This is a genomic window from Nocardia sp. NPDC050435, from assembly GCF_040655395.1.
Taxonomy (GTDB): domain Bacteria; phylum Actinomycetota; class Actinomycetes; order Mycobacteriales; family Mycobacteriaceae; genus Nocardia.
The window spans coordinates 23,539-48,680 of sequence record NZ_JBFAJW010000004.1 but is presented as its reverse complement, the minus strand read 5'-3'; the positions used below and the strand labels follow the sequence as shown (position 1 = coordinate 48,680).

Annotated in this window: 23 protein-coding genes and 1 riboswitch; of the genes, 11 read left to right on the top strand and 12 right to left on the bottom strand. The window is 70.2% G+C overall.

Annotated features, from left to right (window positions below; all coding sequences use genetic code 11):
• Position 1: 1 nt before the first annotated feature.
• The 4 genes from AB0I43_RS12730 to thiC all read left to right on the top strand — a co-directional run bounded on the left by AB0I43_RS12730 (position 2) and on the right by thiC (position 4,804).
• The gene (locus AB0I43_RS12730) at positions 2 to 1,198 is read left to right on the top strand and encodes a homogentisate 1,2-dioxygenase domain-containing protein (protein WP_356979927.1); all 1,197 of its coding nucleotides are present in this window, start codon (positions 2 to 4) and stop codon (positions 1,196 to 1,198) included.
• A complete protein-coding gene (gene fahA / locus AB0I43_RS12725; protein WP_356979925.1) occupies positions 1,195 to 2,379 on the top strand; it encodes a fumarylacetoacetase in 1,185 nt (394 codons plus the stop codon). The genes AB0I43_RS12730 and fahA overlap by 4 nt, the downstream gene beginning before the upstream one ends.
• Before the next feature lie 59 nt (positions 2,380 to 2,438).
• Complete coding sequence (locus AB0I43_RS12720) at positions 2,439 to 2,918, top strand: VOC family protein (protein WP_356979924.1); 480 nt, start codon at positions 2,439 to 2,441, stop codon at positions 2,916 to 2,918.
• Positions 2,919 to 3,059: 141 nt separating this feature from the next.
• Positions 3,060 to 3,160: riboswitch (TPP riboswitch) on the top strand.
• Positions 3,161 to 3,166: 6 nt separating this feature from the next.
• Positions 3,167 to 4,804, top strand: coding sequence for a phosphomethylpyrimidine synthase ThiC (gene thiC / locus AB0I43_RS12715; protein ID WP_356979923.1), 1,638 nt, complete (start codon positions 3,167 to 3,169; stop codon positions 4,802 to 4,804).
• Here the strand turns inward: thiC and AB0I43_RS12710 are convergent.
• The 3 genes from AB0I43_RS12710 to AB0I43_RS12700 are packed head-to-tail and all read right to left on the bottom strand — an operon-like array spanning position 4,783 to position 8,110.
• Positions 4,783 to 5,979 carry an IMCp domain-containing protein gene (locus tag AB0I43_RS12710; protein ID WP_356979921.1) on the bottom strand — a complete coding sequence of 399 codons (1,197 nt, stop codon included), beginning with the start codon at positions 5,977 to 5,979 and terminating at the stop codon, positions 4,783 to 4,785. The genes thiC and AB0I43_RS12710 overlap by 22 nt on opposite strands.
• Positions 5,951 to 7,513, bottom strand: a complete 1,563-nt coding sequence (locus AB0I43_RS12705) for an MFS transporter (protein ID WP_356979919.1) — start codon at positions 7,511 to 7,513, stop codon at positions 5,951 to 5,953. The genes AB0I43_RS12710 and AB0I43_RS12705 overlap by 29 nt, the downstream gene beginning before the upstream one ends.
• A gap of 39 nt (positions 7,514 to 7,552) precedes the next feature.
• The gene (locus AB0I43_RS12700; protein WP_356979918.1) at positions 7,553 to 8,110 is read right to left on the bottom strand and encodes a TetR/AcrR family transcriptional regulator; all 558 of its coding nucleotides are present in this window, start codon (positions 8,108 to 8,110) and stop codon (positions 7,553 to 7,555) included.
• A gap of 39 nt (positions 8,111 to 8,149) precedes the next feature.
• Here AB0I43_RS12700 and AB0I43_RS12695 point away from each other — a divergent pair, with 39 nt between their 5' ends.
• The gene (locus tag AB0I43_RS12695; protein ID WP_356979916.1) at positions 8,150 to 9,391 is read left to right on the top strand and encodes a KasA/KasB family beta-ketoacyl-ACP synthase; all 1,242 of its coding nucleotides are present in this window, start codon (positions 8,150 to 8,152) and stop codon (positions 9,389 to 9,391) included.
• A 2-nt stretch (positions 9,392 to 9,393) separates the two neighbouring features.
• Here the strand turns inward: AB0I43_RS12695 and thiD are convergent, their stop codons facing one another.
• Positions 9,394 to 10,239 (bottom strand): bifunctional hydroxymethylpyrimidine kinase/phosphomethylpyrimidine kinase, encoded by an 846-nt coding sequence (thiD, locus tag AB0I43_RS12690; protein ID WP_356979914.1) that lies wholly within the window; start codon positions 10,237 to 10,239, stop codon positions 9,394 to 9,396.
• Positions 10,240 to 10,348: 109 nt separating this feature from the next.
• Here thiD and AB0I43_RS12685 point away from each other — a divergent pair, with 109 nt between their 5' ends.
• Entirely contained in the window at positions 10,349 to 11,494 is a 1,146-nt protein-coding gene (locus AB0I43_RS12685; RefSeq protein ID WP_356979913.1) for a GTP-binding protein, read from the top strand.
• 159 nt (positions 11,495 to 11,653) lie between these two features.
• Here the strand turns inward: AB0I43_RS12685 and AB0I43_RS12680 are convergent, their stop codons facing one another.
• The gene (locus tag AB0I43_RS12680; protein ID WP_356979911.1) at positions 11,654 to 12,277 is read right to left on the bottom strand and encodes an SDR family oxidoreductase; all 624 of its coding nucleotides are present in this window, start codon (positions 12,275 to 12,277) and stop codon (positions 11,654 to 11,656) included.
• Positions 12,278 to 12,384: 107 nt separating this feature from the next.
• Positions 12,385 to 13,473 carry an epoxide hydrolase family protein gene (locus tag AB0I43_RS12675; protein WP_356979909.1) on the bottom strand — a complete coding sequence of 363 codons (1,089 nt, stop codon included), beginning with the start codon at positions 13,471 to 13,473 and terminating at the stop codon, positions 12,385 to 12,387.
• Between the two features lie 87 nt (positions 13,474 to 13,560).
• Here AB0I43_RS12675 and AB0I43_RS12670 point away from each other — a divergent pair, with 87 nt between their 5' ends.
• Positions 13,561 to 14,241 carry a TetR/AcrR family transcriptional regulator gene (locus AB0I43_RS12670; RefSeq protein WP_356979907.1) on the top strand — a complete coding sequence of 227 codons (681 nt, stop codon included), beginning with the start codon at positions 13,561 to 13,563 and terminating at the stop codon, positions 14,239 to 14,241.
• Between the two features lie 3 nt (positions 14,242 to 14,244).
• Here the strand turns inward: AB0I43_RS12670 and AB0I43_RS12665 are convergent, their stop codons facing one another.
• Positions 14,245 to 14,982 (bottom strand): TetR/AcrR family transcriptional regulator, encoded by a 738-nt coding sequence (locus tag AB0I43_RS12665; protein WP_356979905.1) that lies wholly within the window; start codon positions 14,980 to 14,982, stop codon positions 14,245 to 14,247.
• 191 nt (positions 14,983 to 15,173) lie between these two features.
• Between AB0I43_RS12665 and AB0I43_RS12660 the strand changes: the two genes are divergently transcribed.
• The 4 genes from AB0I43_RS12660 to AB0I43_RS12645 all read left to right on the top strand — a co-directional run bounded on the left by AB0I43_RS12660 (position 15,174) and on the right by AB0I43_RS12645 (position 19,698).
• Complete coding sequence (locus AB0I43_RS12660; protein ID WP_356979903.1) at positions 15,174 to 15,824, top strand: class I SAM-dependent methyltransferase; 651 nt, start codon at positions 15,174 to 15,176, stop codon at positions 15,822 to 15,824.
• Between the two features lie 69 nt (positions 15,825 to 15,893).
• A complete protein-coding gene (locus AB0I43_RS12655) occupies positions 15,894 to 17,225 on the top strand; it encodes a bifunctional glycosyltransferase family 2/GtrA family protein (protein WP_356979901.1) in 1,332 nt (443 codons plus the stop codon).
• Positions 17,222 to 19,222 carry a glycosyltransferase family 39 protein gene (locus AB0I43_RS12650; protein WP_356979899.1) on the top strand — a complete coding sequence of 667 codons (2,001 nt, stop codon included), beginning with the start codon at positions 17,222 to 17,224 and terminating at the stop codon, positions 19,220 to 19,222. The genes AB0I43_RS12655 and AB0I43_RS12650 overlap by 4 nt, the downstream gene beginning before the upstream one ends.
• Before the next feature lie 122 nt (positions 19,223 to 19,344).
• Positions 19,345 to 19,698: a hypothetical protein gene (locus AB0I43_RS12645; RefSeq protein ID WP_356979897.1), complete on the top strand. Its 354-nt coding sequence runs from the start codon at positions 19,345 to 19,347 to the stop codon at positions 19,696 to 19,698.
• Between the two features lie 3 nt (positions 19,699 to 19,701).
• Here AB0I43_RS12645 and AB0I43_RS12640 read toward each other — a convergent pair whose 3' ends face one another.
• The 5 genes from AB0I43_RS12640 to AB0I43_RS12620 form a co-directional block, all read right to left on the bottom strand.
• Positions 19,702 to 20,469 (bottom strand): NAD(P)H-binding protein, encoded by a 768-nt coding sequence (locus AB0I43_RS12640; RefSeq protein WP_356979895.1) that lies wholly within the window; start codon positions 20,467 to 20,469, stop codon positions 19,702 to 19,704.
• A gap of 88 nt (positions 20,470 to 20,557) precedes the next feature.
• Positions 20,558 to 21,172, bottom strand: a complete 615-nt coding sequence (locus AB0I43_RS12635; RefSeq protein WP_356979894.1) for a TetR/AcrR family transcriptional regulator — start codon at positions 21,170 to 21,172, stop codon at positions 20,558 to 20,560.
• Positions 21,173 to 21,176: 4 nt separating this feature from the next.
• Positions 21,177 to 21,959 (bottom strand): enoyl-CoA hydratase family protein, encoded by a 783-nt coding sequence (locus AB0I43_RS12630; protein WP_356979892.1) that lies wholly within the window; start codon positions 21,957 to 21,959, stop codon positions 21,177 to 21,179.
• Between the two features lie 24 nt (positions 21,960 to 21,983).
• On the bottom strand, positions 21,984 to 23,144 hold the full coding sequence (locus AB0I43_RS12625) for an acyl-CoA dehydrogenase family protein (protein ID WP_356979891.1): 1,161 nt from the start codon (positions 23,142 to 23,144) through the stop codon (positions 21,984 to 21,986).
• A gap of 2 nt (positions 23,145 to 23,146) precedes the next feature.
• Positions 23,147 to 25,138, bottom strand: a complete 1,992-nt coding sequence (locus tag AB0I43_RS12620) for a biotin carboxylase N-terminal domain-containing protein (protein ID WP_356979888.1) — start codon at positions 25,136 to 25,138, stop codon at positions 23,147 to 23,149.
• Positions 25,139 to 25,142 lie beyond the last annotated feature (4 nt).

Below are 25,142 nucleotides of genomic sequence, written 5' to 3'. Positions count from 1 at the left end.
CATGGCGTTCTATCGGCAGGTCGGTTCGGTGCCGCCGAAGCGGCACACCCAGCATCGCGACGAGCAGGGCAACCTCTACTACGAAGAGTTGATGGGCGAGGAGGGCTTCTCCGGGGATTCCTCACTGCTCTATCACCGCGGCCTGCCACCCGCCATCGTCGACGCGACGGTCTGGGAGCTGCCCGATCAGCGCACCACGCCGAATCATCCACTGCGGCACCGTCATCTGCGCCTGCACGAGCTGTTCCCGGGCGACGTCCCGGCGGTGACCGACGTGGTGACCGGGCGCCGGCTGCTCCTCGGCAACGCCGACGTGCGCATCTCCTACGTGGTCGCGAAGCAGCCGTCGCCGCTGTACCGCAACGCCATCGGCGACGAACTCGTCTATGTCGAATCGGGCGCGGCGGTGCTGGAGACGGTCTTCGGCCCGCTGCCCGTCCGCCAGGGCGACCAGGTGCTGATCCCGCGCGCCACCACGCACCGCTGGCTGCCGTCCGGTCCGGAACCGTTGCGCGCGTACACGATCGAGGCGAGCAGCCACATCACCCCGCCGAAACGCTACCTCTCGAAATTCGGCCAGCTGCTCGAGCACGCGCCGTACTGCGAGCGCGACCTGCACGGGCCCGCCGAGCCGTTGCTGGAGACCGGCGGCGAGGTCGAGGTGCTGGTCAAGCATCGCCCCGGCGGTCAGGTCGCGGGCACCCGCATGGTGTACGCGACGCATCCCTTCGACGTGGTCGGCTGGGACGGCTGCCTGTATCCGCTCACCTTCAACATCGCCGATTTCGAGCCGATCACCGGCCGCATCCACCAGCCGCCGCCGGTGCACCAGGCCTTCGAGGCGATCAACTTCGTGGTGTGCAATTTCGTGCCGCGCAAGGTGGATTACCACCCGCTGTCCATTCCGGTGCCGTACTACCACTCCAACGTCGACTCCGACGAGATCATGTTCTACTGCGGCGGAAACTACGAGGCGCGCAAGGGTTCCGGCATCGGCCAGGGCTCGGTCTCGGTGCATCCCGGCGGCTACGCGCACGGCCCGCAGCCCGGGTCCTACGAGCGCAGCATCGGGCTGGAGGCGTTCGACGAGCTGGCCGTCATGGTCGACACCTTCCGGCCGCTGGAACTCGGGGAGGGCGCCCTGGCCTGTGAAGATCCGGACTATGCGTGGACCTGGTCGGGGCGGGGGCCGCGATGACGCGGATCGAGGTGGCGCCGGATTCGCTGTTCGGCCCGGACAATCTGCCCTACGGCGTGTTCGCGCCGGCGCGCGGACCCTATCGGGTCGGCGTCCGGCTGGGTGCGTCGGTCATCGATCTGGCTGCGGCACTGGACGATCCGATCTTCGCCGCACCGAGCCTGAATCCCTTTCTGGCGCAGGGGCCACAGCGCTGGCAGGAGGTGCGCGAGCGGGTGTGCGGCCTGGCCGCCGCCGAGATACCGGACGCGGCAGTGCATGCGCTGGCCGAGGTCACCCTGAAGCTGCCGATCGAGGTGGCCGACTACGTCGACTTCTACGCCAGCCTGGACCACGCGACCAACCTCGGCCGCCTCTTCCGGCCGGATTCCGAACCGCTGCTGCCGAATTGGCGGCACCTGCCGGTCGGATACCACGGTCGCGCGGGCACCGTGGTGGTGTCCGGCACCGATATCGTGCGGCCCTGTGGCCAGCGCCGGAGCGATTCGGGCACACCGGATTTCGGCCCGTCCGCGCGGCTGGACATCGAGGCGGAGCTGGGGTTCGTCGTCGGTGTGGGTTCCGAGCTGGGCCGCCCGATCGACATCGCCGACTTCGACGCACACGTCTTCGGCGTCGCCCTGGTCAACGACTGGTCGGCCCGCGACATCCAGGCCTGGGAGTATCAGCCGCTGGGCCCGTTCCTCGGCAAGTCCTTCGCCACCTCGCTGTCGGCCTGGATCACCCCGATGGCCGCCCTGGCCCCGGCCCGGATCCCGCTGCCCGCCCAGACCCCGGACCCGCTCCCCTACCTGCGCGCCGCCGACCCGTGGGGCCTGGACATCGCGCTGACCGTGCACTGGGACGGCGCGGCGGTCGCCTACCCGCCGTACTCCCGGATGTACTGGTCCCCCGCGCAGATGCTCGCGCACCTCACCGCCAACGGCGCGGCCACCCGCACCGGCGATCTCTACGCCTCGGGCACCATCTCCGGCCCGGCACCGGATGAGCGCGGCTCGTTCATCGAACTGTCCTGGGGCGGCACCGAACCCGTGCGGGTCAACGGCCAGAAACGCACCTTCCTGGAGGACGGGGACGAGATCGTCCTCACCGCCTCGGCACCCGGCCCGGACCGGCGCCGCCTCGGACTGGGCGAAGTCCGCGGCCGGATCCGGCCCGCCCACGGCGCGCCCGGGCGATGAATTCGGGGCGCCCGGGTAGTCAAGACAGAGATCCGTGCACCCGATCAGGAGGATTCGTCATGCAGAAGATCGTCACCAACCTCTGGTACGACACGCAGGCCGAGGAAGCGGCCGAGTTCTACTGTTCGCTGATTCCCGACTCCAAGATCACCGACGTGCAGCGCTACGGCGAGGCCGGGCCGCGCGAGGCGGGACTGGTCATGACCGTCGACTTCGAACTGGCCGGCCAGCGCTTCACCGCCATCAACGGCGGCGGCGACTACAGCTACACCCACGCCATGTCGCTGCTGATCAACTGCGACAGCCAGGCCGAGGTGGACCGGCTCTGGGAGGCGCTGCTGGCCGACGGCGGCCAGGAGATCGAATGCGGCTGGCTCAACGACAAGTACGGCGTGCCGTGGCAGGTCTGGCCCGCCGAGGCCAACGCGCTGCTGGTCGGCGACCAGGCCGCCGTCGACCGCGCCACCAAGGCCATGCTCGGCATGCGCAAGATCGACGTGCAGGCCATGCGCGACGCCTACGAGAACACGGGAAGCTGACGCCGCGCGCGGGGTGGCGGATCCTCCGAGCACCCCTCGGAGATCCGCTGGCGCGGTTGTGCGGATCGCACGGAATCCGGCATTCGGTGCGTGCCGGACGGTAGCGGACGGGTATGGTCGGGCCGGAAAACTGCACACCGAACGGGGGCTCGCACCAGCGGGCTGAGAGGACGGCTAGCCCTATTCCGGGCGCTCAGGGCCGTCGACCGTATGAACCTGACCGGGTAATGCCGGCGTAGGGAGACATCATGGGCACCACCACGTCCGAAACCATCGACACCGTCACCACGGGGCCGATCGAAGGCAGCGTCAAGCACTACCTCGAGGTGGACGAGCTGCGAATTCCGGTGCGGCGCATCAACCTCACCAACGGCGAGCACTTCGACGTGTACGACACCTCGGGCCCGTACACCGACGACACCGCCGCCATCGATCTGGAGGCGGGCCTGGCGAAGCTGCGCGACACCTGGACCAAGCCCGAGGTCGAGGGACCCCCCACCCAGCTGGCCTGGGCGCGCCAGGGCATCGTCACCCCGGAGATGCGCTTCATCGCGGCGCGCGAGGGCGTCCCGGCCGAACTGGTGCGGGAGGAGGTCGCCGCCGGCCGCGCGGTGATCCCGGCCAACCACCGCCACCCGGAACTGGAGCCGACGATTATCGGCAAGAAGTTCCTGGTCAAGATCAACGCCAATATCGGCAACTCCGCCGTCTCCTCCTCGATCGCCGAGGAGGTGGAGAAGATGGTGTGGGCGACCCGCTGGGGCGCGGACACCATCATGGACCTGTCCACCGGCAAGAACATCCACGAGACCCGCGAGTGGATTCTGCGCAACTCCCCCGTCCCGGTCGGCACCGTGCCGATCTATCAGGCGCTGGAGAAGGTGAACGGCGATCCGACCAAGCTGACCTGGGAGATCTACCGCGACACCGTGATCGAGCAGGCAGAGCAGGGCGTGGACTACATGACCGTGCACGCCGGCGTGCTGCTGCGCTACGTCCCGCTGACCGCCAAGCGCGTCACCGGCATCGTCTCGCGCGGCGGTTCCATCATGGCGGCGTGGTGCCTGGCCCATCACCAGGAATCGTTCCTGTACACGCACTTCGAGGAACTCTGCGAGATCCTGGCCCGCTACGACATCACCTTCTCCCTCGGCGACGGGCTGCGCCCCGGCTCCATCGCCGACGCCAACGACGAGGCGCAGTTCGCCGAGCTGCGCACCCTCGGCGAGCTCACGAAGATCGCGAAATCGCATGGCGTGCAGGTGATGATCGAGGGCCCGGGCCATGTGCCGATGCACAAGATCGTGGAGAACGTACGGCTGGAGGAGGAACTCTGCGAGGAGGCCCCCTTCTACACGCTGGGCCCGCTCGCCACCGATATCGCCCCGGCCTACGACCACATCACCTCCGCCATCGGCGCGGCCATCATCGCCCAGGCGGGCACCGCGATGCTCTGCTACGTCACCCCGAAAGAGCATCTGGGACTGCCGAATCGCGACGACGTGAAGGTCGGCGTGATCACCTACAAGATCGCCGCGCACGCGGCCGACCTGGCCAAGGCGCACCCGCACGCGCAGGACCGGGACAACGAATTGTCCAAGGCCCGTTTCGAATTCCGCTGGCGTGACCAGTTCGCGCTGTCGCTGGATCCGGACACCGCGCGCGAGTACCACGACGAGACCATGCCCGCGGAGCCGGCCAAGACCGCGCACTTCTGCTCGATGTGCGGCCCCAAGTTCTGTTCCATGCGCATCTCCGCCGACGTGCGGGAGTACGCGGAGCGGCAGGGTCTCACCGATGTGGAGGCGATCGAGGCGGGCATGGCGGAGAAGTCCGCGGAGTTCGCCGGGCAGGGCGGCAAGGTCTACCTGCCGGTCGTGTCCTGAGGGTAGGGCGGCCACTTACCGATCATCGGCTCCACCGCCTGTTTGACGACCGGCGTGGCCGTGCGCGGCACCGTTTGCTCGATCGCGGTGCCGCGCGCGGCCGTCCGCCGCCCGGACCGGCGGACCGGCGTGGAGCGCTCCACGACCTCGTCGACAACCCATTCCACATTTCTGGTGGTGGTCCGCACTTTCACGCGCGGGCGCTCCACTATTTTCTCGACCGAGTGCTCGACCGGGCGCGTGATCACTTTCTCCTTGATCCGCGGCTTTTCCACGATCCGATCGACTTCCCATTTCACGGTCTTGTGGACGGTCTTCTGCACCACCTTCGGCTGTTCGACCACCTTGCGCACGGTCTTGGTGACCACCTTGGTCACCGGCTCGACCACCACCTTCTGGTGCACCACCTTGCGCGGCACCTTCACGATCTTGATGACCGGCTTGTCCTCGTAGATCCGGACGACCTTCTCCACCGGCCGCCGCACGACCTTGTAGACGATCTTCTCGACGGGCACCTCGACGATCTTCTCGACGATCTTGATGACCGGCTTCTGCACGATCCGCTGGATCACCTTCTCCACGGGCTGCTCGACCACCCGCTCCCGGATCTGCTGCACGGGCACCTCGACGACCTTGTCGACGATCCGCACCACCGGTTTGTGCGTCCGGCGCTCGACGGTGACGTGCTTTTCCAGCACCTTGTCCTGAATTTCCACCACGGGCCGCTCGACCATGCGCTGCACCCGGACCGGCTTCTTCTCGACCTTGTCGACGATCCGGACGACCGGCTGCTCCACCCGGCGCGGAATCCGCACGCGCCGGCGCACCACCTTGTCGACGATCCGCACGTCCGGCTGCGTGCGCACGCGCTCGACGGTGACGGGCGCCCGGACCTCGTCGCCGACCACGCGCATCGTGGTCCGCGCTCTACCGGTCCGGCGGGTGGGTTTTCCGTTCGCGCTGCTGGCCATCATGCCTCCAATGGAATTCGATCGTCCGTGTCTCCCCTTCGAATTACTCGGCTGGAACCCCTGGTCATTCAACCAGGGATCAAATGGCGTCCGGAAACGAATCGGCAAATTGTCGATAACCGTTGGAGAACTGCAAATCAATTCATTTCGGCACTGCCCGAGAAATGCGAATTTGTCAATGGCTGCCGGTGATGCGAAATCCACGCGGCACCAGCCACACCGCCACCACGGCTACCACGGCCACCAGCGCCGACGAAATATAGGCGGTGGTGGTGAGCGCGACGTCGAAGGCGTGCCCGGTCTCGGCCACCAGTTGGTCGCGGGTGGCCGGATCCACCTCCGAGGCCACCTCGGCCGCGCCGCCGACCGACCCGCGCGCTTGCTCGAGCGCGGCGCCCTGGAGCCCGGCCCCGGGCATGTTCTCGGTGAAGACGCGGGCATGGATACTGCCGAGCAGCGCGACGCCGAGGCCGATACCCAGCTCGTAGTTCGTTTCCGAGACCGCGCCCGCCTGACCCGCGCGTTCCGGCGGCACCGCCGAGACCAGCACCGCCGCGGCCGCGGTGACGGCGAGGCCGTCACCGAGCCCGAAGGTGGCCAACACCAGGGCGATCACCGGATACGTGGTCGGCTCCGGGCTCAGCGCCAGGGCGAGGAAGCCCAGGGCCAGTGCGCCCAGCCCGATCGCTAGCACCGCGCGCACGCCCAGGCGCTGCATCAGCCAGGGCGTGGACAGCGAGGCCGCCAGCAGGGTGACCGCCGAGGGCATGGTGCGCAGCCCGGCCTGCGACGGCGAATAGCCGTGAATGTATTGCAGCCACAACGAGATCAGGAACAGCGCCGCCCCGATGGCGAGCATGGCCAGCAGGGTCGCCAGCGCGGCGGCCAGGAACGGACCGTTGCGGAACAGCCGCACGTCGAGCAGCGGGTCGGCCGAGCGCAACTGCCGCCGGGCGAACCAGGCCAGCAGGAGCAGCGCGAGCACGAACAGACCCCAATCCAGCGCGCCCGCCTCGCCTTTCGCGATGTGCTTGATGCCCCAGGCCAGGCTGACGATGCCCGCGATGGACAGCGCCGCCGCGAGCCAGTCCAGCCGCCCGGACTGCGGCGAGCGGTACTCCGGCAGCAACCAGGCGCCCGCGATCACCGTGAGCACCACCACGGGCACGTTCAGCCAGAACGCCGACGCCCAGCCGAACATCTCCACGACCACGCCGCCGACGATCGGGCCGATGGTGGCGCCCGCGCCCGCGACGGCCGCCCAGATGCCGATGGCGAGGGTGCGCTCCTTGGGATCGGTGAAGATGTTGCGGATCAGCGACAGCGTCGAGGGCATCACCATGGCGCCGCCCAGCGCGAGCAGGACCCGGCCCGTGATCAGCTGGCCCGCGCTCTGCGCGGTGGCCGCGACCACGGAGGCGACGCCGAAGAGGACGAACCCGCTGAGGAACAACAGTTTCCGGCCGACCCGGTCGCCCACCGCGCCGGTGGTGATGAGCAGGCCGCCCAGCACCAGACCGTAGACGTCGATGATCCAGAGTTGCGCGAGCTGGCCGACGTGCAGGTCGTCGATGAGCGAGGGCAGGGCGACATTGAGGATGGTGGCGTCCATGGCGACCAGCAGCAGGCTCGCGCACAGCACCGCCAGCATCAGCCAGCGCGTGGCCCCGAATTTCCGCTCCGGCGCATTCGCCGTCACATCGACCCCTTCCTGGAACGGACGCGTCGATGCCAGCATTTACCCAGATTCAGCAAACATCAAGTTACCCACGCTCGGCTAGCGGATGTTCTGCGCGATCAGGCGCTGCGCGGCCCGGGTGGTGCGTTCGACGTCGCCGGTGATCAGGCGGTCCTGGATGATGCCCCGCAGCCCGGAGATCAGCAGGGTGGCAACGGCTTCCGGATCCTCGACGGAGTCGAGACGGGCCAGCGCGGCGGCCAGCGCGCCGACGAACACGGCGATCGCCTCGTGGGCGTAGCGCGCGTAGGGACCGGCCGGCGCGCAGGCCGCGCCGAGCACCTGGAGCAGCACCCGGACGCTGGTCGAGCCGCCCCCGGACACGTTGGCCTCGAAGAAGGCGGTCAGCCGGGCGCGCAGCGCGGGCGCGCCGGAGACATCGGCGAACACGGCGGCGATGTCGGGGCGCTGCGTGGCCAGCGCCTGCACCAGCAGTTCCTCCTTGGTGCCGAAGTAGTGGATGAGCATGCGTGAGCTGGTGCCGAGCTCGGCGGCGAGCGGCCGCAGCGAGAGTTCGGCGAGACCGTGCGCGGCGATGTAGGCGATGACACCGGCGAGCAGTTCGGCGCGTTTGGCGTGGTCGAGTGGGCGGGCCATGGGTTGACTGTAGCGAGTGCTACAGGTATCCATGTCCTCGTGACTGTAACAATCGCTTCAGAAACTAGGGACGTCGTCGTCACCGGCTACGCCGCGACCACCGCCCTGGCCGGCGACGCCGAGGCCACCTGGTCCGCGCTGCTCGCCGGGCACAGCGGAATCGGCCCGCTGCACGGCGATTTCGTCGACGAGTACGACCTGCCGGTGCGCATCGGCGGCACGCTCACCGCACACCCCGGCGCGGAGCTGACCCGGCTCGAACAGCGCCGGATGTCCTACGTCGAACAGCTGGCGCTCCTGCTCGGCCGCCAGGTCTGGCAGCACGCGGGCGCGCCCGAACCGGACGGCGAGCGGCTCGCGGTGGCCATCGGCACCGGGCTGGGCGGAGCCGACGCGCTCATCACCGCGGTCGACGCGATGCGCGCGGGCGGCTACCGGAAGGTGTCCCCGATGGCGGTGCCGATGGTGATGCCGAACGGTCCCGCCGCCACCGTCGGCCTCGAAATCGGCGCGCGGGGCGGCGTTTTCGCGCCGGTGTCGGCCTGCTCGTCCGGCTCGGAGGCCATCGCACACGCGTGGCGGCTGATCCGCACCGGCGAGGCCGACGTGGTGGTCGCCGGCGGCGTCGAGGGCCACATCGACGCGGTGCCGATCGCGAGTTTCGCCATGATGCGGGCCATGAGCACCCGCAACGACGAACCGCAGCGCGCGTCGCGGCCGTTCGACCGGGACCGCGACGGCTTCGTCTTCGGGGAGGCGGGGGCGCTGCTGGTGCTGGAATCGGAGGCGCACGCCCGCGCCCGCGGCGCCGCGATCCACGGCCGGGTGCTGGGCGCGGGCATCACCTCCGATGCCTACCACATCGTGGCCTCCGAGCCCGGTGGCAGCGGCGCGGCCCGCGCCATGCGCAAGGCGATTCAGTCCGCGGGACTGGAGGTTTCGGATATCGGGCACGTCAACGCGCACGCCACCTCGACGCCGATCGGCGACGCCTCCGAGGCCGCGGCGATCAGCGCGGTCACCCCGCACGCGTCGGTCTACGCGCCGAAATCCGCGCTCGGGCATTCCATCGGCGCGGTCGGCGCGCTGGAATCCATCCTCACCCTGCTCACGCTGCGCGACCGGATCGTCCCGCCCACACTGAATCTCGACCACCGCGACCCGGCGATCGACCTGGACATCGTGGCGGGCACGGCCCGCGCGCAGCGTGTCGACTACGCGGTGAACAATTCCTTCGGCTTCGGCGGGCACAATGTCGCGCTCGCCTTCGGGACGGCGTGAGCTCAGTCCGCGGACAGGCGCCAGAGCGGGGAGACCGGCCCGTGGCCCGCGCCGAGATCGTAGGCGGCGGCCAGGCAGCGGCGGGTCCACTCCTTGGCGAATTCCACCGCGTCGGGCACCTCGTAGCCGTTGGCCAGGGCGCAGGCGATGGCCGCGGCCATGGTGTCGCCGCCGCCGTGGTCGTTGCCGGTCTCGATGCGCGGCGCGCTGAACTCCAGGAACCGATCGCCGTCGAAGAGCAGATCGGTGCTGGTCGGCGCGGAGCGCAGGTGCCCGCCCTTGACGATGGCCCAGCGCGGGCCGAGCGCGTGCAGCGCTTCGGCGGCCCGGCGGGCGCTGGCGTCGTCGACCACCTCGACGCCGGTCAGCAACCGCACCTCGTCCAGGTTCGGGGTGACGACGGTGGCGAGCGGAAACAGCGTGTGCCGCACCGCGTCCAGCGCCGATTCGTGCAGCAGCGGATCACCGTGCATGGAGGCGGCGACCGGATCGACGACCAGCGGAACGGCGGCGTCGCGACCGATGCCCACCTCCCGGCAGACCGCGGCGACCGCCTCGATGATGGCGGTGGAGGCGAGCATGCCCGTCTTGACCGCGCCGACGCCGATGTCGCCGACCACCGAACGCACCTGATCGGCCACGATTTCCGGCGGGATCTCGTGGAAGCCGCTCACACCGACCGAGTTCTGTACGGTCACCGCCGCCACCGCGACGAGCGCGTGCACACCGCACAGCGCCATGGTGCGCGAATCGGCCTGGATTCCGGCGCCACCGCCGGAGTCGGTGCCCGCGATGGTCAGGACTCGAACAGGGGTCTGCCCCGGGTCGGGAAGCGGCAGCAATTTCACATCCCCGACCCTACGACCAGTCGCCGTGCCCGACACCCCCGCGTCCCCGGATTTCCGCCGGTTCCTGCCCGCACGGCGCCGCTTAAATGAAAACCATTATCATTATGGAATGACTGCTGCTTCCGACACCCGCCTGCCGGTCACCGTGCTGTCCGGTTTCCTCGGCGCGGGCAAGACCACGCTGCTCAACCACATCCTCGCCAATCGCGCGGGCCGCCGGGTCGCGGTCATCGTGAACGACATGAGCGAGGTGAACATCGACGCCGCGCTGATCGCCGGGCAGGGCCACCTCGACCGCACGCAGGAGAAGCTGGTCGAACTCACCAATGGCTGCATCTGCTGCACGCTGCGCGAGGACCTGGTGGAAGCCGTGGGCCGGCTGGCCCGGACGGGCCGATTCGATCACCTGGTGATCGAGTCCACCGGCATCTCCGAGCCGATGCCCGTGGCCGCGAGCTTCGACTGGGAATTCGAGGACGGGTTCTCCCTGGGTTCGCTCGCCCGGCTCGACACCATGGTGACCGTCGTCGACGCCAGCACCTTCCTGACCGAGGTGGTGCGCGGCCAGGCGCTGGCCGACCGGGAATTGCAGGCCGGCCCGGGCGACGAGCGCGGCATCGCGGACCTGCTGGTGGACCAGGTGGAATTCGCGGATGTGCTGCTGATCAGCAAGACCGATCTGGTGAGCGCGACCGCGGCGGGCACGGTGGAGGCGACGGTGCGGCGATTGAACCCGCGGGCCCGGGTGCTGCGGACCGTTCGGGGTGCGGTCGATCTGGCCGAGGTATTGGGGACCGGCCGCTACAACCCGGTCGTCGCGGCCGCGGCCGAGGGCTGGGCCGAAGAGCTCGCGGGCGGGCACGTTCCGGAAACCGAGGAATACGGCATCAGCAGTCTCACCTATACCGCCGACCGGCCCTTCCATCCCGAACGCCTGGCCGCGGCGCTCGATCAGCTGCGCGGGATGCTGCGCAGCAAAGGTTTCTGCTGGCTCGCCAGCCGCCCGGAGCTCGCCGCGGTGTGGTCGCAGGCCGGTCCGAATCTGACCTTCGAACCGGCGGCGTGGTGGTCGGGACTGGAGATTCCGGCGGGGCAGGAACTCGTCTTCATCGGGGTGCGGCTGGCGGCCGAGGAGGTGCGGGAACTGCTCGACTCGGCGCTGCTGTCCGACGCCGAATACGCGGGCGGCCAGGCACTCTGGCGCAGTCTGCCGGATCCCTTCCCGGCGTGGGGTGCGTTACACGAGCACGCCTGAGGGTGTAGCTCCGCGCTCGCGGGGTACTCCCCGGTCTGCTGCGCCGATCGTGAGGGGCGGCACAGCCCAGGCCGGAAAACGTCTGCGACCCGCGCCCTTTCGGGTCGCGGGTCGCAGGCGGTCCGTGCGCGCGGGCCGGCCGGATCATGGCCGCCGCACTCAGTTCGAAATGCTCACGGCGCGGCGCACATAGGTGGGGTCGGTCAGCTGCTCCAGGTAGAACGCCGCGATGTCGGCGCGGGCGATCTTCAGCTGCAAGCCCTTCTCGCCCGGGCCGAAGTCGCGGCGGTAGGTACCGGTGGCGGGGCCGTCGGCGAAGGCGGCGGGCCGCACGATGGTCCAGTCGACCGCGCTGGCGCGCACCAGCTCCTCCTGGTGACCGTGGTCGATGTAGGCCTTGCGCAGCACGATGCCGAACAGGATGTACTTCCACAGGAAGTTCAGGTTCGGGCGGCTGTCGCCGACTCCCAGGCTGGACTGCACGATCAGGCGCTTCACCCCGGTCCGGTTCATCGCCTCGATGACCGCCTTGGTGCCGCCGAAGCGGACCTGGCCCTTGCGGTCGTCACCGAGAGCGACGATCACCGCGTCCTGCCCGATGACCGCCCGCTCGACCGAGGCCGCGTCGTACACATCGCCTTCCACGACGCGCAGCAGATCGTGCCGCTGGGTGACGTTGGCCGCGTTGCGGGTGAACGCGGTGACCTCGTGGCCCTGCTGCAGCGCCTGCTCGACGACGACCCGGCCGACGGTTCCGGTGGCTCCGAAGACTGCGATTCGCATGATGTTTCTCCTTGTTTCTCAAAGCTGTTGTGCTGTTGATGAATCCAGTACATCAGCGGAGAACGAGACGAACCATGGTCCGGAGTCTCGCCTACATAAGCGACGGTCTACCGATACTGCGCGAAGAACTCGGTGATCTCCTTCGCCATCAGATCCGGGGCGACATGGTGCAGGTAGTGGGTGAAAACGTCGTGCGTCCGCCACGCGACGATGTTGCGGTGATCCCGGTCGGCGAAGCGCCGGATGCCGTGGAAATCGCCGTTCGACCCGGACAGCCCCAGCGGCACCGTGGTCGGCTCCGCAGGCTGCTCGGCCTGCGCCTTCTCGAAGTAGTGCCGGATCGCCGAGCCCGCGGTGCCGGTGAGCCAGTGGATGGCGATATTGGTGAGCGCGAAATCGTCGTCCACGTCCGGGCCGAGCAGCTGGCCGTTCCAGCCGACCAAGCCCGCCGGAGAATCCAGCAGCGCGTGCGCCAGAGTCTGCGGCTGCTGGGACTGCAGGATATTGAAGCCCATCTTGTTCTTGACGAACCAGTCCAGCGTGGCCAGGGACTGCTGCTCGTCGGCGGTCAGGTCGGCCAGCTCGCTCGGATCACCCGTGGGGAAGGCGTAGACCTGCGAAACCTGAATGGCCACCACGTGATCCGGGGCGACCCGCCCGAGCTCCGGCGAGATCTGCGCGCCGCCGTCGTTGCCGACCGCGCCGTATTTCGAATACCCGAGCCGCGCCATCAGCTCCGCCCAGGCACGGGCGATGCGCTGGTCGTTCCAGCCCGATTCGGTGGTGACACCGGAGAAGCCGTACCCCGGCACCGAGGGGATGACCAGGTCGAAACCCGCGGCCGTCAGCGGCTCGACGACACCGAGGAATTCGACGAAGGTGCCGGGCCAGCCGTGCGTCAGGATCAGTGGAAAGCCGTTGTCCTGCTGCGACTTCACGTGCAGGAAGTGAATGTTCTGGCCGTCGATCTCGGTGGTGAACTGCGGGTAGGCGTTGAGCCGGCGCTCCACCGCGCGCCAGTCGAAGCCGTCGCGCCAGTAGTTCACGAGGTGACGCACCCGATCCACACTCACGCCGTAGGCGTCGCCGGAGCCGGGGATCTGGTCGGCCCAGCGGGTGCGCGCCAGGCGGGCCTGCAGGTCGTCCAGATCGGCCTGGTCGATGGCGATGCGGAAGGGGGTGATGGTGGCGTTCATCCGATTGCTCCTTTTGAAACGGAATGCTTCGTTCTGTTCTCAGCGTAGCAGAACGGATCGTTCCGTTTCAAGTGGTACGCTGAAGTCATGCCGAAAACATCCGACACCCCACCCGCCAAGGGCCTGCCCGGCCGCAAAGCGCAGGCCGCGCGCAACGACGGCCTGATCCTGGAGGCCGCCCGCACCGTCTTCCTCGCCGACGCGACCGCGCCGATCGCCGCCGTCGCCACCGAGGCGGGCGTCGGCATCAGCGCGCTCTACCGCCGCTACCCCAGCAAGGACGCGCTGCTGCGCAAGCTGTGTCACGACGGGCTGCGCCGCTACAACGCCGAAGCCGATGCCGCACTGGAGGATCCGGACGGCTGGCAGGGGCTGGTCGGTTTCCTGGAGCGCGTCGTGGCGGCCGACGTGCACTCGCTGACGGTGCACCTGGCCGGCACCTTCACCCCCGACGAGTCGATGCTGCCCGACGTCACCCACTCCGGCACGGTCACCGAGGAACTCGTGCGGCGCGCGCACGCCTCCGGGCGGCTGCGCCCCGAGGTCAACGCCCTGGATCTCGGCCTGGTGCTGGAAGCTTGCTCGGCCCTGAACATGCCGGACAAAGCCCGCACCGCCGAACTGCGCAAACGCACCCTGGCCATGCTCGTCGCCGGCATCGCCGTCCCGCGCACCGACAACGAATTACCCGGCCCCGCACCGCAACCCGGCGAATTCGCCTGGCGCTGGCAGCCGCGCAACCCGCGCGGGCGCGCGGCCGAGGCGTGACGCCTACTCGGCCGAGAAAGCCTGGTGCAGTGGCAGATCCGCGTTGATGGTGATGCCGTTCAGGCGCGCGTTCGCCTCGGCCAAGGCGTAGATGCTCTCGGCGAGGTAGCCGACGAAGTGCTCGGCGGGCAGCGCCGGTTCCTGCGCCCGGCTCGCGCCGATCCACCAGTCGGTGGCCGAGGCGACGGCGCCGAAGATGGAATAGGTGACCAGTTCGATGCCGGCCACCTCGATCCGGTCCTCGAGCAGGCCCGCGAACAACTCGGCCGCGCGCCGCGCCGACTGCCGGGCGGATTGCAGCGCCCGCTCGGATTCGTCGGCCTGCTGGGTGAAGTGGCTGTGCAGCATGAAGCGGAAGACGTTCGGGTGCTCGGTGACCACCAGCACGTACTCGGCCGCGCCGCGGCGCACCAGCTCCCGGGCCGAATCGTGGGTGAGATCGATGCCCGCGACGATGCGATCCCAGAGCATGTCGCGCACCCGGTCGACGATGGCGTTGTAGAGGTCGGTCTTGTCCTCGAAATGCCGGTACAGCTTGGGTTTCGCCGCGCCGGCCTCCTTGGCGATATCGCCCATGCTGACCTCGGGCCCGAACTTGTTCAACGCCCGGAAGGCCGCGTCGACGAACTCGGCGCGCACCTTCAGCCGATGGGCGCGCCACCGTTCGGTCCGCGCGTCGACGCGCTTGGGCGGGGCCACACCGTTGGTCCGGTCGCTCCGCTGCTGCCCGCCGTGTCTCACGAGACCGACCGTACCAAGCAGCGCCCCGGATCCGGCCGGTGTGGGCGGTTTCTCCGGATCGGCAGCCGGGGCCGAACGAGCAGGTCCGAGGCCGGGATCGTTGCTGAAACGGCAAGAAAAGTGGCGCATTGGTGCCATCTCGGCGCACCATGGCCGAGCACGCCGAAAACGCCGGTAATAGGAGACACCGCATGACCGAGACCACCCCGCCGCAGTCCGCGCAGGACTTCTGGGAAAGCTTCTACCAGGAGCGCGACCAGATCTGGACCGGCAACCCCAACCCCCTGCTGGTGCGCGAGGCCGCCGCCCTCACCCCGGGCACCGCCCTGGATCTCGGATCCGGCGAGGGCGGGGACGCCATCTGGCTGGCACAGCAGGGCTGGACCGTCACCGCCGCCGACATCTCGGCCACCGCGCTGGGCCGGGCCGCGGCGCACGCCGAGAAGGCGGGCGTGGGCGCGCGCATCACCTGGACCGAACACGATCTGATGCGGACCTTCCCCGAGGGCGTCTTCGATCTGGTCTCGGCGCAGTTCCTGCACTCCCCGGTCGAGCAGGACGGGGAACGCGACCAGATCCTGCGCCGGGCCGCCGCGGCCGTCGCGCCGGGCGGCGCGCTGCTGATCGGCAGTCACGCCGGCTGGGCCTCGAACCAGGCCGAGGCGCACAGCCACCACGACGTCCACTTCCCGACCCTGGACGAGATGCTCGCGGCGATCGCGCCCGCGCCTGAGGAGTGGCAGATCGAGACCAAGGACCTGGTCGAACGGGAATGGACCGCCCCCGACGGCAGCACCGGCACCCGCAGCGACAGCGTGCTGCGACTGCGCCGGATCCGGTAGCGCCCGGTCCCAGCAAGCTCACAGCTGAGCCCCAGCCTGCCCGGAGCGGGGTTCGCGACCGTGGTCGGCATGACCACAGTGCCCACCCGCGAACCCGCAGTCGCGGAACCCGCCGCGCTCAGGCCGGTTCTGGACGTCGTGATTCCCGTCTACAACGAAGAGCGCGATCTGGCGGTGTGCGTGCGACGACTGCACGCGCACCTGCGCAACGGATTTCCGTTCCCGGCGCGCATCACCGTCGCCGACAACGCCAGCACCGACGACACACTCCAGGTGGCGCGGCTACTCGAACGAGAACTGGACGATGTGCGCGTCCTGCACCTGGACGCCAAGGGCCGGGGCCGGGCGCTGCGCGCCGCGTGGGCCGGCTCCGACGCGGCGGTGGTCGCCTACATGGACGTGGACCTGTCCACCGATCTGAACGCACTGCTGCCGCTGGTGGCCCCGCTGGTGTCCGGGCACTCCGATCTCGCGATCGGGACCCGCCTCGGTGCGGGCGCGCGGGTGGTGCGCGGGCCCAAGCGCGAAGTCATCTCCCGCTGCTACAACCTGCTGCTGAAAACCACGCTGCGCGCGGGCTTCTCGGACGCCCAGTGCGGCTTCAAGGCGATCCGGGCCGACGTGGCGCGCGAGTTGCTGCCGCTGGTCCGCGACGGCGAATGGTTCTTCGACACCGAACTGCTGGTGCTGGCCGAACGGGCCGGGCTGCGCATCCACGAGGTGCCGGTCGACTGGATCGACGACCCGGACAGCCGGGTCGACCTCCTCGACACCGCGCGCAAGGACCTGCGCGGCATCGGCCGCCTGGTGCGGGCGCTGACCACCGGAGCGCTGCCGCTCGAGGAACTGCGGCACTCGCTCGGGCGCGAGCCGCTGGTACCCGGCGTGCCGCTGGGCATGGTCGGGCAGCTGGTGCGGTTCGCCCTGGTCGGCGTGCTCAGCACCCTGGCCTACCTGCTGCTCTACCTGGCGTTGCAGCCGCTCGTCGGTCCGCAGGCGGCCAATCTGCTCGCGCTGGGCAGCACCGCGATCGGCAACACCGCCGCCAACCGCGCCTTCACCTTCGGCGTGCACGGCTCAGCCGGGGCGCTCACCCACCAGTTCCAGGGGCTGGTGATCTTCGGCATCGGCTTGGTGCTGACCAGCGGATCGCTGTTCGCGCTGCATCATTGGGCCGCGGGCGCGCCGATCGCGCTGGAGCTGACGGTGCTGGTGCTGGCCAATCTGCTGGCCACTGCGGTCCGGTTCGTCGGACTGCGCTGGGTCTTCCGCGATCCCACCGGGGCCCTGCGCAACGAGGCCGCGGAGCGACCGGCCGGGGCCGACCGGCCGTTCCCGACGCCGGGATCGCCGTGGCGCCCGCCCCACGCCGCCGCGACGAACGAGGAGGCGGATCGATGACCGCGACCATTACCCAGTCGGCGAGTCCACCCGCCCAGCGCCGCTATCGCTGGGAATTGCCCGCCCTGGCCGCACTGCTGCTGGGCACGCTGGTCGCCTACCTGTGCAACCTCAGCGCCAACGGCTGGGCCAACTCGTTCTATTCCGCTGCGGTACAAGCAGGTTCGCAATCCTGGACGGCCTTCTTCTTCGGCTCCTCGGACGCCGCGAACTCCATCACCGTCGACAAGCCACCGGCCTCGCTGTGGCTGATGGAGCTGTCGGTCCGGCTGTTCGGGCTCAGCAGCTGGAGCATCCTGGTGCCCCAGGTGCTGCTCGGCGTCGCCTCGGTGGCGCTGCTGTGGGCCACCGTGCGGCGGCCCTTCGGTCCGGTCGCCGGCCTGCTGGCCGGGCTGATCCTCGCGGTGACGCCGGTCGCGGCGCTGATGTTCCGGTTCAACAATCCGGAGGCGCTGCTGGTGTTCCTGATGATCGCGGCGGCCTGGGCACTCACCCGCGCGGTCTCCGACGGGCGCACCCGCTGGCTGGTCCTGACCGGCGTCTGCGTCGGATTCGGCTTCCTGACAAAGCAATTGCAGGTCCTGCTCATCGTGCCGCCGCTGGCGCTGACCTATCTGATCGCCGGGCCGCCGAAACTCGGCCGGCGGATCGGGCAGCTCTGCGCCGCCGGCGCCGCCATGCTCGTGGCCGCCGGCTGGTGGCTGCTGGCGGTCGAGCTGTGGCCCGCCGGCTCCCGGCCGTGGATCGGTGGCTCGCAGCACAATTCGATCCTGGAACTGACGCTCGGCTACAACGGCCTCGGCCGCCTCAACGGCGAGGAGACCGGCAGCGTCGGGGGCGGCGGCGCGGAGTTGCCGCCCGGCGGCAACGGCATGTGGGGCAGCACCGGGATCACCCGGATGTTCGAGGCCGCGCAGGGCGGGCAGATCGCCTGGCTGATCCCCGCCGCGCTGGTCGGCCTGGTCGCCGGGATCCTGTTGCGCGGCAAGGCAGCCCGCACCGACGAGCGGCGCGCGGCGCTGATCCTGTGGGGCGGCTGGCTGGTGCTGACCGGCCTGGTGTTCAGCTATATGGCGGGCATCTTCCACCAGTACTACACGGTGGCGCTGGCGCCCGCGGTGGCGGCGCTGACCGCCGCCGGCGCGGTGCAGCTGTGGCGGGAACGGCAGCGGGCGTGGGTGCGCCTCGCGCTCGCCGCGGGCCTCGGCCTGAGCACCGCCACGGCGTGGATATTGCTTTCCCGCAGTGCGAGTTTCGTGCCGTGGCTGCGCTGGGCTGTGCTGGCCGCCGGCGTTCTGGCCACCGTGGCCCTGCTCTTCCCCGCGCCGCGCAAGCTCGCGGTCGCGGCCGCGCTGACCGCCGCCTTCGTCGGATTGTCCGGACCCGTCGCCTACAGCGCCGACACCCTCGCCACCGCGCACCAGGGCTCGATTCCCACGGCGGGCCCGGAGGTCGGCGGCCGCGGCATGCACCCGCCGGGCGGCGCGATCCTGCGGGGGCCCGGTGCGGCTGCTCCCGACGACGGCGCACCGCTACCCCCGGACGGCCAGGCGCCCGGTAGCGACGGACAGCTCATCGCCCGCGACGGTCAGCCCGACGGCAGGGCCGGACAACCCGGCGGACGCGACGGCGGCCCCGGCGGACTGCTCGGCGGCGCCGCGCCCAGCACCGCGGTGACCACGCTGCTGCAACGTGACGGGGCCGATTACACCTGGGCCGCGGCCACCGTCGGCTCGCAGAGCGCCGCCGGATATCAGCTGGCCACCGAACTCCCGGTGATGCCGATCGGCGGCTTCAACGGCAGCGACCCCTCCCCCACCCTGCGGGAGTTCCAGGATTATGTGGCCCAGCACCGCATCCACTACTTCCTCGGTGGCGACTCCCACGGCCGGGGCAGCGGCACCGCCGCGCAGATCACCGAGTGGGTACGGGAACACTTCACCGCCACGGTGGTCGACGGCGTCACGCTCTACGACCTGACCGAGCCGCTCTCCTAGCACCGCGACGCCCGCAACTTGAAATATTCGAATTCGAAGACCGCACCGCGGTTTTCGGCGAGGATGATGCGCGCGCCCGAATTCCCCGGGCCGCGTATCACTCTCGACTGAGCGGGAACCGCGTGAACACGATCAAGAGATTGGCCTGCACCGCGCTCGGCGTCTTCGTCGCCGTGCTGTTTCTCGCCGGATTCGGCGGTGTCGCGGCGGCCGAGCCGAATTCGGCGCCCGCACCGGTCGCGGCGGCGCCCGCGCCGGCGGCGACACCGGTCGCCGCCTGCATGGCGCCGGGCGACAGCATCGGGCTGCGCACCGGCTTGGGCGCGGTGCTCGGCACCACGCTGGGCGCCATCGCCGGACTGCCGATCTTCTTGTTCGGCGCGATCCCCGGCGCGGTGCTCGGCGGGCTGATCGGGGCGATGGCCGGGTCGACCTGGTACGCCCTGGACGCCGGTCAGGCGCCGCAGGGCTGCTGAATCTCAGCCGGCGGCAAGCCATTCCGCGAACGTCGGGCCGGCGAGCACGGCGTGCGGCCCGGCCAGCAGGGTGCCGTCCTCGTATTGCGCGCGATCGGGGTTGGCCGGGTCGCTGACCTCCTCGACCCGCACCGACCCGCCGCGCTTCGCCGCCACCAGCGCCGCGGCGGCGGCCATCGTCTCCGGGCGCGGACCGGCGATCTCGGGAATCGGGCCGCCCACCGCCTCCGGGATCGGTGCGAGCGCGGTCGCGACCAGCGCCTCCGCGACGGTGCGCGCCGCGACCAGCTGGGTCCGCATCCGCGAGACGTAGGCCACCTCGCCCTGCGTGCCCCAGCCGAGCATCACCTCGACCAGCTCGTGGAACTGCGCGGCGCGCAGGATCTGCACCGGCAGCGGGCCTTCGCGCAGCACCCGCTCGTGCACCAGCTTGGCGGCGTTGTAGCCGCCGGTGGCGTCGTCGATACCGATGATGGAGACCGCCACCAGCCGCTCCACCCCGGTCTTGCGCCCCGCCTCGTGCAGATTGCGCGCGGAAGCGGTGAAGAACTCCGTGGCGACGTCCTTGTCGGCCGACGGGGTGCTGGAGGCGTCGATCACGACCCGCACACCGTCCAGCGCCTCGACCAGGCCCGCCCCGGTCTCCAGGTCAACACCGTCGGCGCGGGAGAACGCGACCACCTCGTGGCCCTGCTCGGTCAGCACGTCGACCACGTGCCGGCCGAGCCGTCCGGTCGCCCCGGCCACCGCGATCTTCGTCGAGTTCGTCATCGTCCCGCTCCTTCAGCTCTGGTTTCGCGGTGTTGTTCCGCGTTCACAGAGAGGACGACGCCGGGACGGCGAGTGTGACATCGCGCGGTCAGCGGGGCGCGTTCAACGCGGTGTGCAGGGTGGCCGACCACTGCTCGACGATCCGCTTGCGGCGGGCCGAGTCGTCGGTCAGCACGTCGGCCAGGCCGAGGCCGCGGGCCAGATCCAGAGTGGCCTGCACCAGGTGGTGGGTGACCGGGTCGGAATCGTCGACGCCGAGCGCCTCCACCGCGCGCCGGTGCGCGATCCGGCCGAACTTGGCTTCCAGCGGCACGATTCGCTCGCGCAGCACCGGATCGGCGGCGGCGTGCGTCCACACCTGCAGCGCCGCCTTGAACAGCGTCGTGGTGTAGGACTCCACCAGTCCGGCCACCACGGCCTCGGTGCGCGCCGGGCCCGCCGCGACCGCGGCCACCGCGATCGCCTCGGACTTCGACTGCGCCATCCGGGTGTCGAACATGTACTCCAGCGCCGCGGTGATCAACTCCTCCCGGGTCGGGAAGTGATGCTGGGCCGCGCCGCGCGACACCCCCGCCCGCTCGGCCACCACCGACACCGTGGCGGCGGCCCAGCCGCGCTCGGCCAGACAGTCGATGGTCGCCTCGAGCAGCCGCTGCCGGGTGGCCCGGCTGCGGTCCTGCTTGGGTTCGTGCGGTGTCGCCATCCGCTTATTGTGCCCAGCTCGGCGGCCGCCGCTGCAGGAAGGCCAGCATGCCCTCCTGCACCTCCGGGGTGCCGAAGAAGCTCGCCGACCGCTTGGCCAGATCCTCGGCCGAGTCGTCGAAGGCGGCCAGGATGCCGCCGTTGACCAGACTCTTGGCCTCGGCCAGACCCTGCGGTGAGCCCTTGCGGAGTTCACCGCAGAGCCGGGCCACCTCGGCCGCCGGGTCCTCGGCGGTCACGGTGACCAAGCCGATCTCCCGCGCCGTCGCGGCGTCGAACTTCTCGCCGGTCAGATAGAACCGGCTGGCCGCGCGCGGATCCAGGCGCGGCAGCAGGGTCAGCGAGATCATGAAGGGCGCCAACCCGATACGCACCTCGGTGAGGGCGAACGAACTGCCCTGCCCGGCGACCACCAGATCGCAGGCGGCGATGATGCCCATGCCGCCCGCCCGGACATTGCCGTCGATCTGGGCGATCACCGGCTTGGGGATCTCCACCAGGCGGCGCAGCACGCCGATCATCACGCGGGTGCGTTCGTCGGCCGCCACCGCCGGGTCCGCGTTGCCGGCCTCGCTCAGATCGGCGCCCGCGCAGAAGGTGTTGCCGGTGTGCGCCAGCACGATCCCGCGCACCGCCGGATCCTCCCAGGCCCGGTCCAGGCCCTGGAGCAGCTCGGCCACCAGGCGCGCGGACAGGGCATTGCGGTTGTGCGGCGAGTCCAGGGTGAGGACCGCGAAACCGTCGCGCAGTTCGTAGCGCACGTAGGGTGCGGACGAGGACTCGCTCATCACGTCTCCTTCGAAATCGGCTGATCAGTAGGACTTCGGCAGGCCCAGCGAGAACTGGGCGACGAAGTTGAGCACCATCTCCCGGCTCACCGGCGCGATCCGGCCGATGCGGGCGGCGGCCAGCATGGCGGCCAGGCCCACGTCCCGGGTCAGGCCCGCGCCGCCGTGGGTCTGGATGGCCTGGTCCAGCGCCTTGATATTCGCCTCGGCGGCCGCGTATTTCGCCATGTTCGCGGCCTCGGCCGCGCCCATCTCGTCGCCCGCGTCGTAGAGCGTGGCGGCCTTCTGCATCATCAGCTTGGCCAGTTCGGTCTCGATCTTGACCTGCGCCAGCGGATGCGAGATGCCCTGGTGCGCACCGATCGGCGTCTTCCAGACCGTGCGCTCCTTGGCGTAGGCGGTCGCCCGGTCGATGGCGTAGCGCGCGCCGCCGACAGCCATCGCCGCGCCCATGATCCGCTCGGGGTTCAGGCCCGCGAACAACTGCATCAGCGCCGCGTCCTCGGATCCGACCAGCGCGGTGGCGGGCAGGCGCACATCGTCGAGGAACAGCGTGAACTGATGGTCCGGCTCGATGATGTCCATCTCCTGGGCCGTCTTCTCGAAGCCCTCGGCATCGGTCGGCACGATGAACAGCGCCGGCTTGAGCTTGCCGGTCTTGTGATCCTCGGTGCGGCCCACGATGAGCACGGCCTCGGCCTGGTCCACGCCGGAGATGTAGATCTTGCGGCCGTTGAGGATCCAGTCGTCGCCGTCGCGGCGCGCGGTGGTGGTGATCTGGTGCGAGTTGGAGCCGGCGTCGGGCTCGGTGATGCCGAAGACCATCTTGCCGGTGCCGTCGGCGAGCTTGGTCAGCCACTCCGACTTCTGCGCGTCGGTGCCGTACTTGGTGATGATGGTGCCGCAGATGGCCGGGGAGACCACCATCAGCAGCAGGCCCGCGCCCTGCGCGGAGAGCTCCTCCTGCACCAGCGCCAGCTCGTACATGCCCGCGCCGCCACCGCCGTACTCCTCCGGCAGATTCACCCCGAGGAAGCCGAGTTTGCCCGCCTCGTCCCACAACTCGTCGAGCGGCTCGCCCTTGCGCGCCTTGGGCAGCACGTAGTCGCGGTAGTTGAACTTGGCGGCCAGGGCGGCCACCGCGGCGCGCAGCGCCTGCTGCTCTTCGGTCTCGATGAAACTCATGGCTACTCCTCGTTTTCCGCGGGATCGACGACCGCGAGCACGGTTCCGACGTCGACCTGCTGGCCGACGCTGACATTGAGGGCGCTCAGCACGCCGTCGGCGGGCGCGGCGATGGTGTGCTCCATCTTCATCGCCTCCAGCCACAGGATCGGCTGACCCTGCACGACCCGGCTGCCCACCTCCGCGCCGAGCCGGATCACGCTGCCCGGCATGGGCGCCAGCAGCGACCCGGTGGCGACCTGGTCGGCCGGATCACTGAACCGCGGCAGCTTGCGCACGGCGACCGGGCCCAGCGGCGAATCGACGCAGATCAGATCGTCGTAGCGGGCGACGGTGAACTGCCGCCGCACCGGCCCGCGGGCACCCGGGACCGCCAGCACCACGCGCTCCGGCGCGGCCTCGAGCACGTCGAGCCCGTCGTGGCCCTCGACCGTGACCGCGTCGCGGCCGAATCGGTAGGCCACCTCGTGGATTCCGCTGGTCCGGCTCTCGTAGGACTTGCGCTGCGACTGCGCGGGCAGGTTGCGCCAGCCGCTGGGCAGGCCGCCCACCACCCGGGCCGCCCTGCGGTTCGCGGCGGCGTCGGCCAGCGCGGCCGCCACGATGGACAGCGCCTCGTCCGCCGCCGACGCCAAAGGTGCCGCGAGCGTGTCCAATCCGTGCGTGGCGAAGAACGCGGTGTCGGTGTCGCCGGCCAGGAACGCCGGATGCCGCAGCACGCGCACCAGCAGATCGCGGTTGGTGACCAGGCCGTGGATCTCGGCGCGCTGGAGAGCGGCGGCCAGCACCCTGGCCGCCTCGTCGCGGGTCTCGCCGTAGGAGATGACCTTGGCCAGCATCGGGTCGTAGTGCACGCCGACCACCGAGCCGTCGACCACGCCGGTGTCCAGGCGCACACCCGGCCGCTCCAGCAGGTCGAATTCGGTGGCCACCAGCGGAATGTGGATGCGGTGCACCGGGCCGCTCTGCGGCTGCCAGTCCTGCGCCGGATCCTCGGCGTAGAGCCGGACCTCGATCGAATGCCCGCGCATGTGCGGCGGTTCGGCCGCCAGGTGCGCGCCCGCGGCGACGTCGAGTTGCAGGCGAACCAGATCCAGGCCGGTAGTCAGCTCGGTGACCGGATGCTCCACCTGCAAGCGGGTGTTCATCTCCAGGAAGAAGAACTCACCGGCCTCGTCGGCGAGGAACTCCACGGTGCCCGCCCCGGCGTAGCCGATCGCGCCCGCCGCCAGTCGCGCCGCTTCGAAGAGCCGCTTGCGCATGCCCGGAATCCGTTGCACCAGCGGCGAAGGAGCCTCCTCGACCACCTTCTGGTGCCGGCGCTGGATCGAGCACTCGCGCTCCCCGACCGCCCAGATGACGCCGTGCTCGTCGGCCATGACCTGCACCTCGATGTGCCGGCCGGTCTCCAGGTAGCGCTCGCAGAAGACGGTCGGATCGCCGAAGGCGGACTCGGCCTCGCGGCGGGCCGCCTCGAGCTGCGGAGTCAGGTCGGCCAGCTCGCGCACCACCCGCATGCCGCGGCCGCCGCCACCGGCGGAGGCCTTGATCAGCACCGGCAGGTGCGCCTCGGTGACCTCGGCCGGATCCAGTTCGGCCAGCACCGGGACACCGGCGGCGTCCATCAGCTTCTTGGCGGCGACCTTGGAGCCCATCTGCTCGATCGCCTCGACCGGCGGCCCGATCCAGACCAGGCCCGCGGCCTGCACGGCCTTCGCGAAATCGGCGTTCTCGGAGAGGAATCCGTAGCCGGGGTGCACGGCGTCCGCGCCCGCGGCCAGCGCCGCCTCGATGATCGACTCGCCGCGCAGGTAGGTCTCCGCGGGGGTATTGCCCGGAAGGCGCACTGCCGCATCGGCTTCGGTGACGTGCGGCGCGGCGGCGTCGGCATCCGAGTACACCGCGACGGTCTCCAGACCCAGGCGGCGGCAGGTGGCGAACACGCGCCGGGCGATCTCGCCGCGGTTGGCGACCAGAACACTGGTGATGGTCATGTGC

Bases quoted from the DNA above. Each gene is read 5' to 3' on its own strand.
- thiC (WP_356979923.1), top strand. From the start codon at position 3,167: ATGGGCACCACCACGTCCGAAACCATCGACACCGTCACCACGGGGCCG.
- AB0I43_RS12670 (WP_356979907.1), top strand. From the start codon at position 13,561: ATGCCGAAAACATCCGACACCCCACCCGCCAAGGGCCTGCCCGGCCGC.
- AB0I43_RS12680 (WP_356979911.1), bottom strand. From the start codon at position 12,277: ATGCGAATCGCAGTCTTCGGAGCCACCGGAACCGTCGGCCGGGTCGTC.
- AB0I43_RS12625 (WP_356979891.1), bottom strand. From the start codon at position 23,144: ATGAGTTTCATCGAGACCGAAGAGCAGCAGGCGCTGCGCGCCGCGGTG.
- AB0I43_RS12630 (WP_356979892.1), bottom strand. From the start codon at position 21,959: ATGAGCGAGTCCTCGTCCGCACCCTACGTGCGCTACGAACTGCGCGAC.
- AB0I43_RS12650 (WP_356979899.1), top strand. From the start codon at position 17,222: ATGACCGCGACCATTACCCAGTCGGCGAGTCCACCCGCCCAGCGCCGC.
- AB0I43_RS12635 (WP_356979894.1), bottom strand. From the start codon at position 21,172: ATGGCGACACCGCACGAACCCAAGCAGGACCGCAGCCGGGCCACCCGG.
- AB0I43_RS12720 (WP_356979924.1), top strand. From the start codon at position 2,439: ATGCAGAAGATCGTCACCAACCTCTGGTACGACACGCAGGCCGAGGAA.
- AB0I43_RS12655 (WP_356979901.1), top strand. From the start codon at position 15,894: ATGACCACAGTGCCCACCCGCGAACCCGCAGTCGCGGAACCCGCCGCG.
- AB0I43_RS12700 (WP_356979918.1), bottom strand. From the start codon at position 8,110: ATGGCCCGCCCACTCGACCACGCCAAACGCGCCGAACTGCTCGCCGGT.
- AB0I43_RS12620 (WP_356979888.1), bottom strand. From the start codon at position 25,138: ATGACCATCACCAGTGTTCTGGTCGCCAACCGCGGCGAGATCGCCCGG.
- AB0I43_RS12675 (WP_356979909.1), bottom strand. From the start codon at position 13,473: ATGAACGCCACCATCACCCCCTTCCGCATCGCCATCGACCAGGCCGAT.
- AB0I43_RS12730 (WP_356979927.1), top strand. From the start codon at position 2: ATGGCGTTCTATCGGCAGGTCGGTTCGGTGCCGCCGAAGCGGCACACC.
- AB0I43_RS12705 (WP_356979919.1), bottom strand. From the start codon at position 7,513: ATGCTGGCATCGACGCGTCCGTTCCAGGAAGGGGTCGATGTGACGGCG.
- AB0I43_RS12685 (WP_356979913.1), top strand. From the start codon at position 10,349: ATGACTGCTGCTTCCGACACCCGCCTGCCGGTCACCGTGCTGTCCGGT.
- AB0I43_RS12660 (WP_356979903.1), top strand. From the start codon at position 15,174: ATGACCGAGACCACCCCGCCGCAGTCCGCGCAGGACTTCTGGGAAAGC.
- AB0I43_RS12640 (WP_356979895.1), bottom strand. From the start codon at position 20,469: ATGACGAACTCGACGAAGATCGCGGTGGCCGGGGCGACCGGACGGCTC.
- fahA (WP_356979925.1), top strand. From the start codon at position 1,195: ATGACGCGGATCGAGGTGGCGCCGGATTCGCTGTTCGGCCCGGACAAT.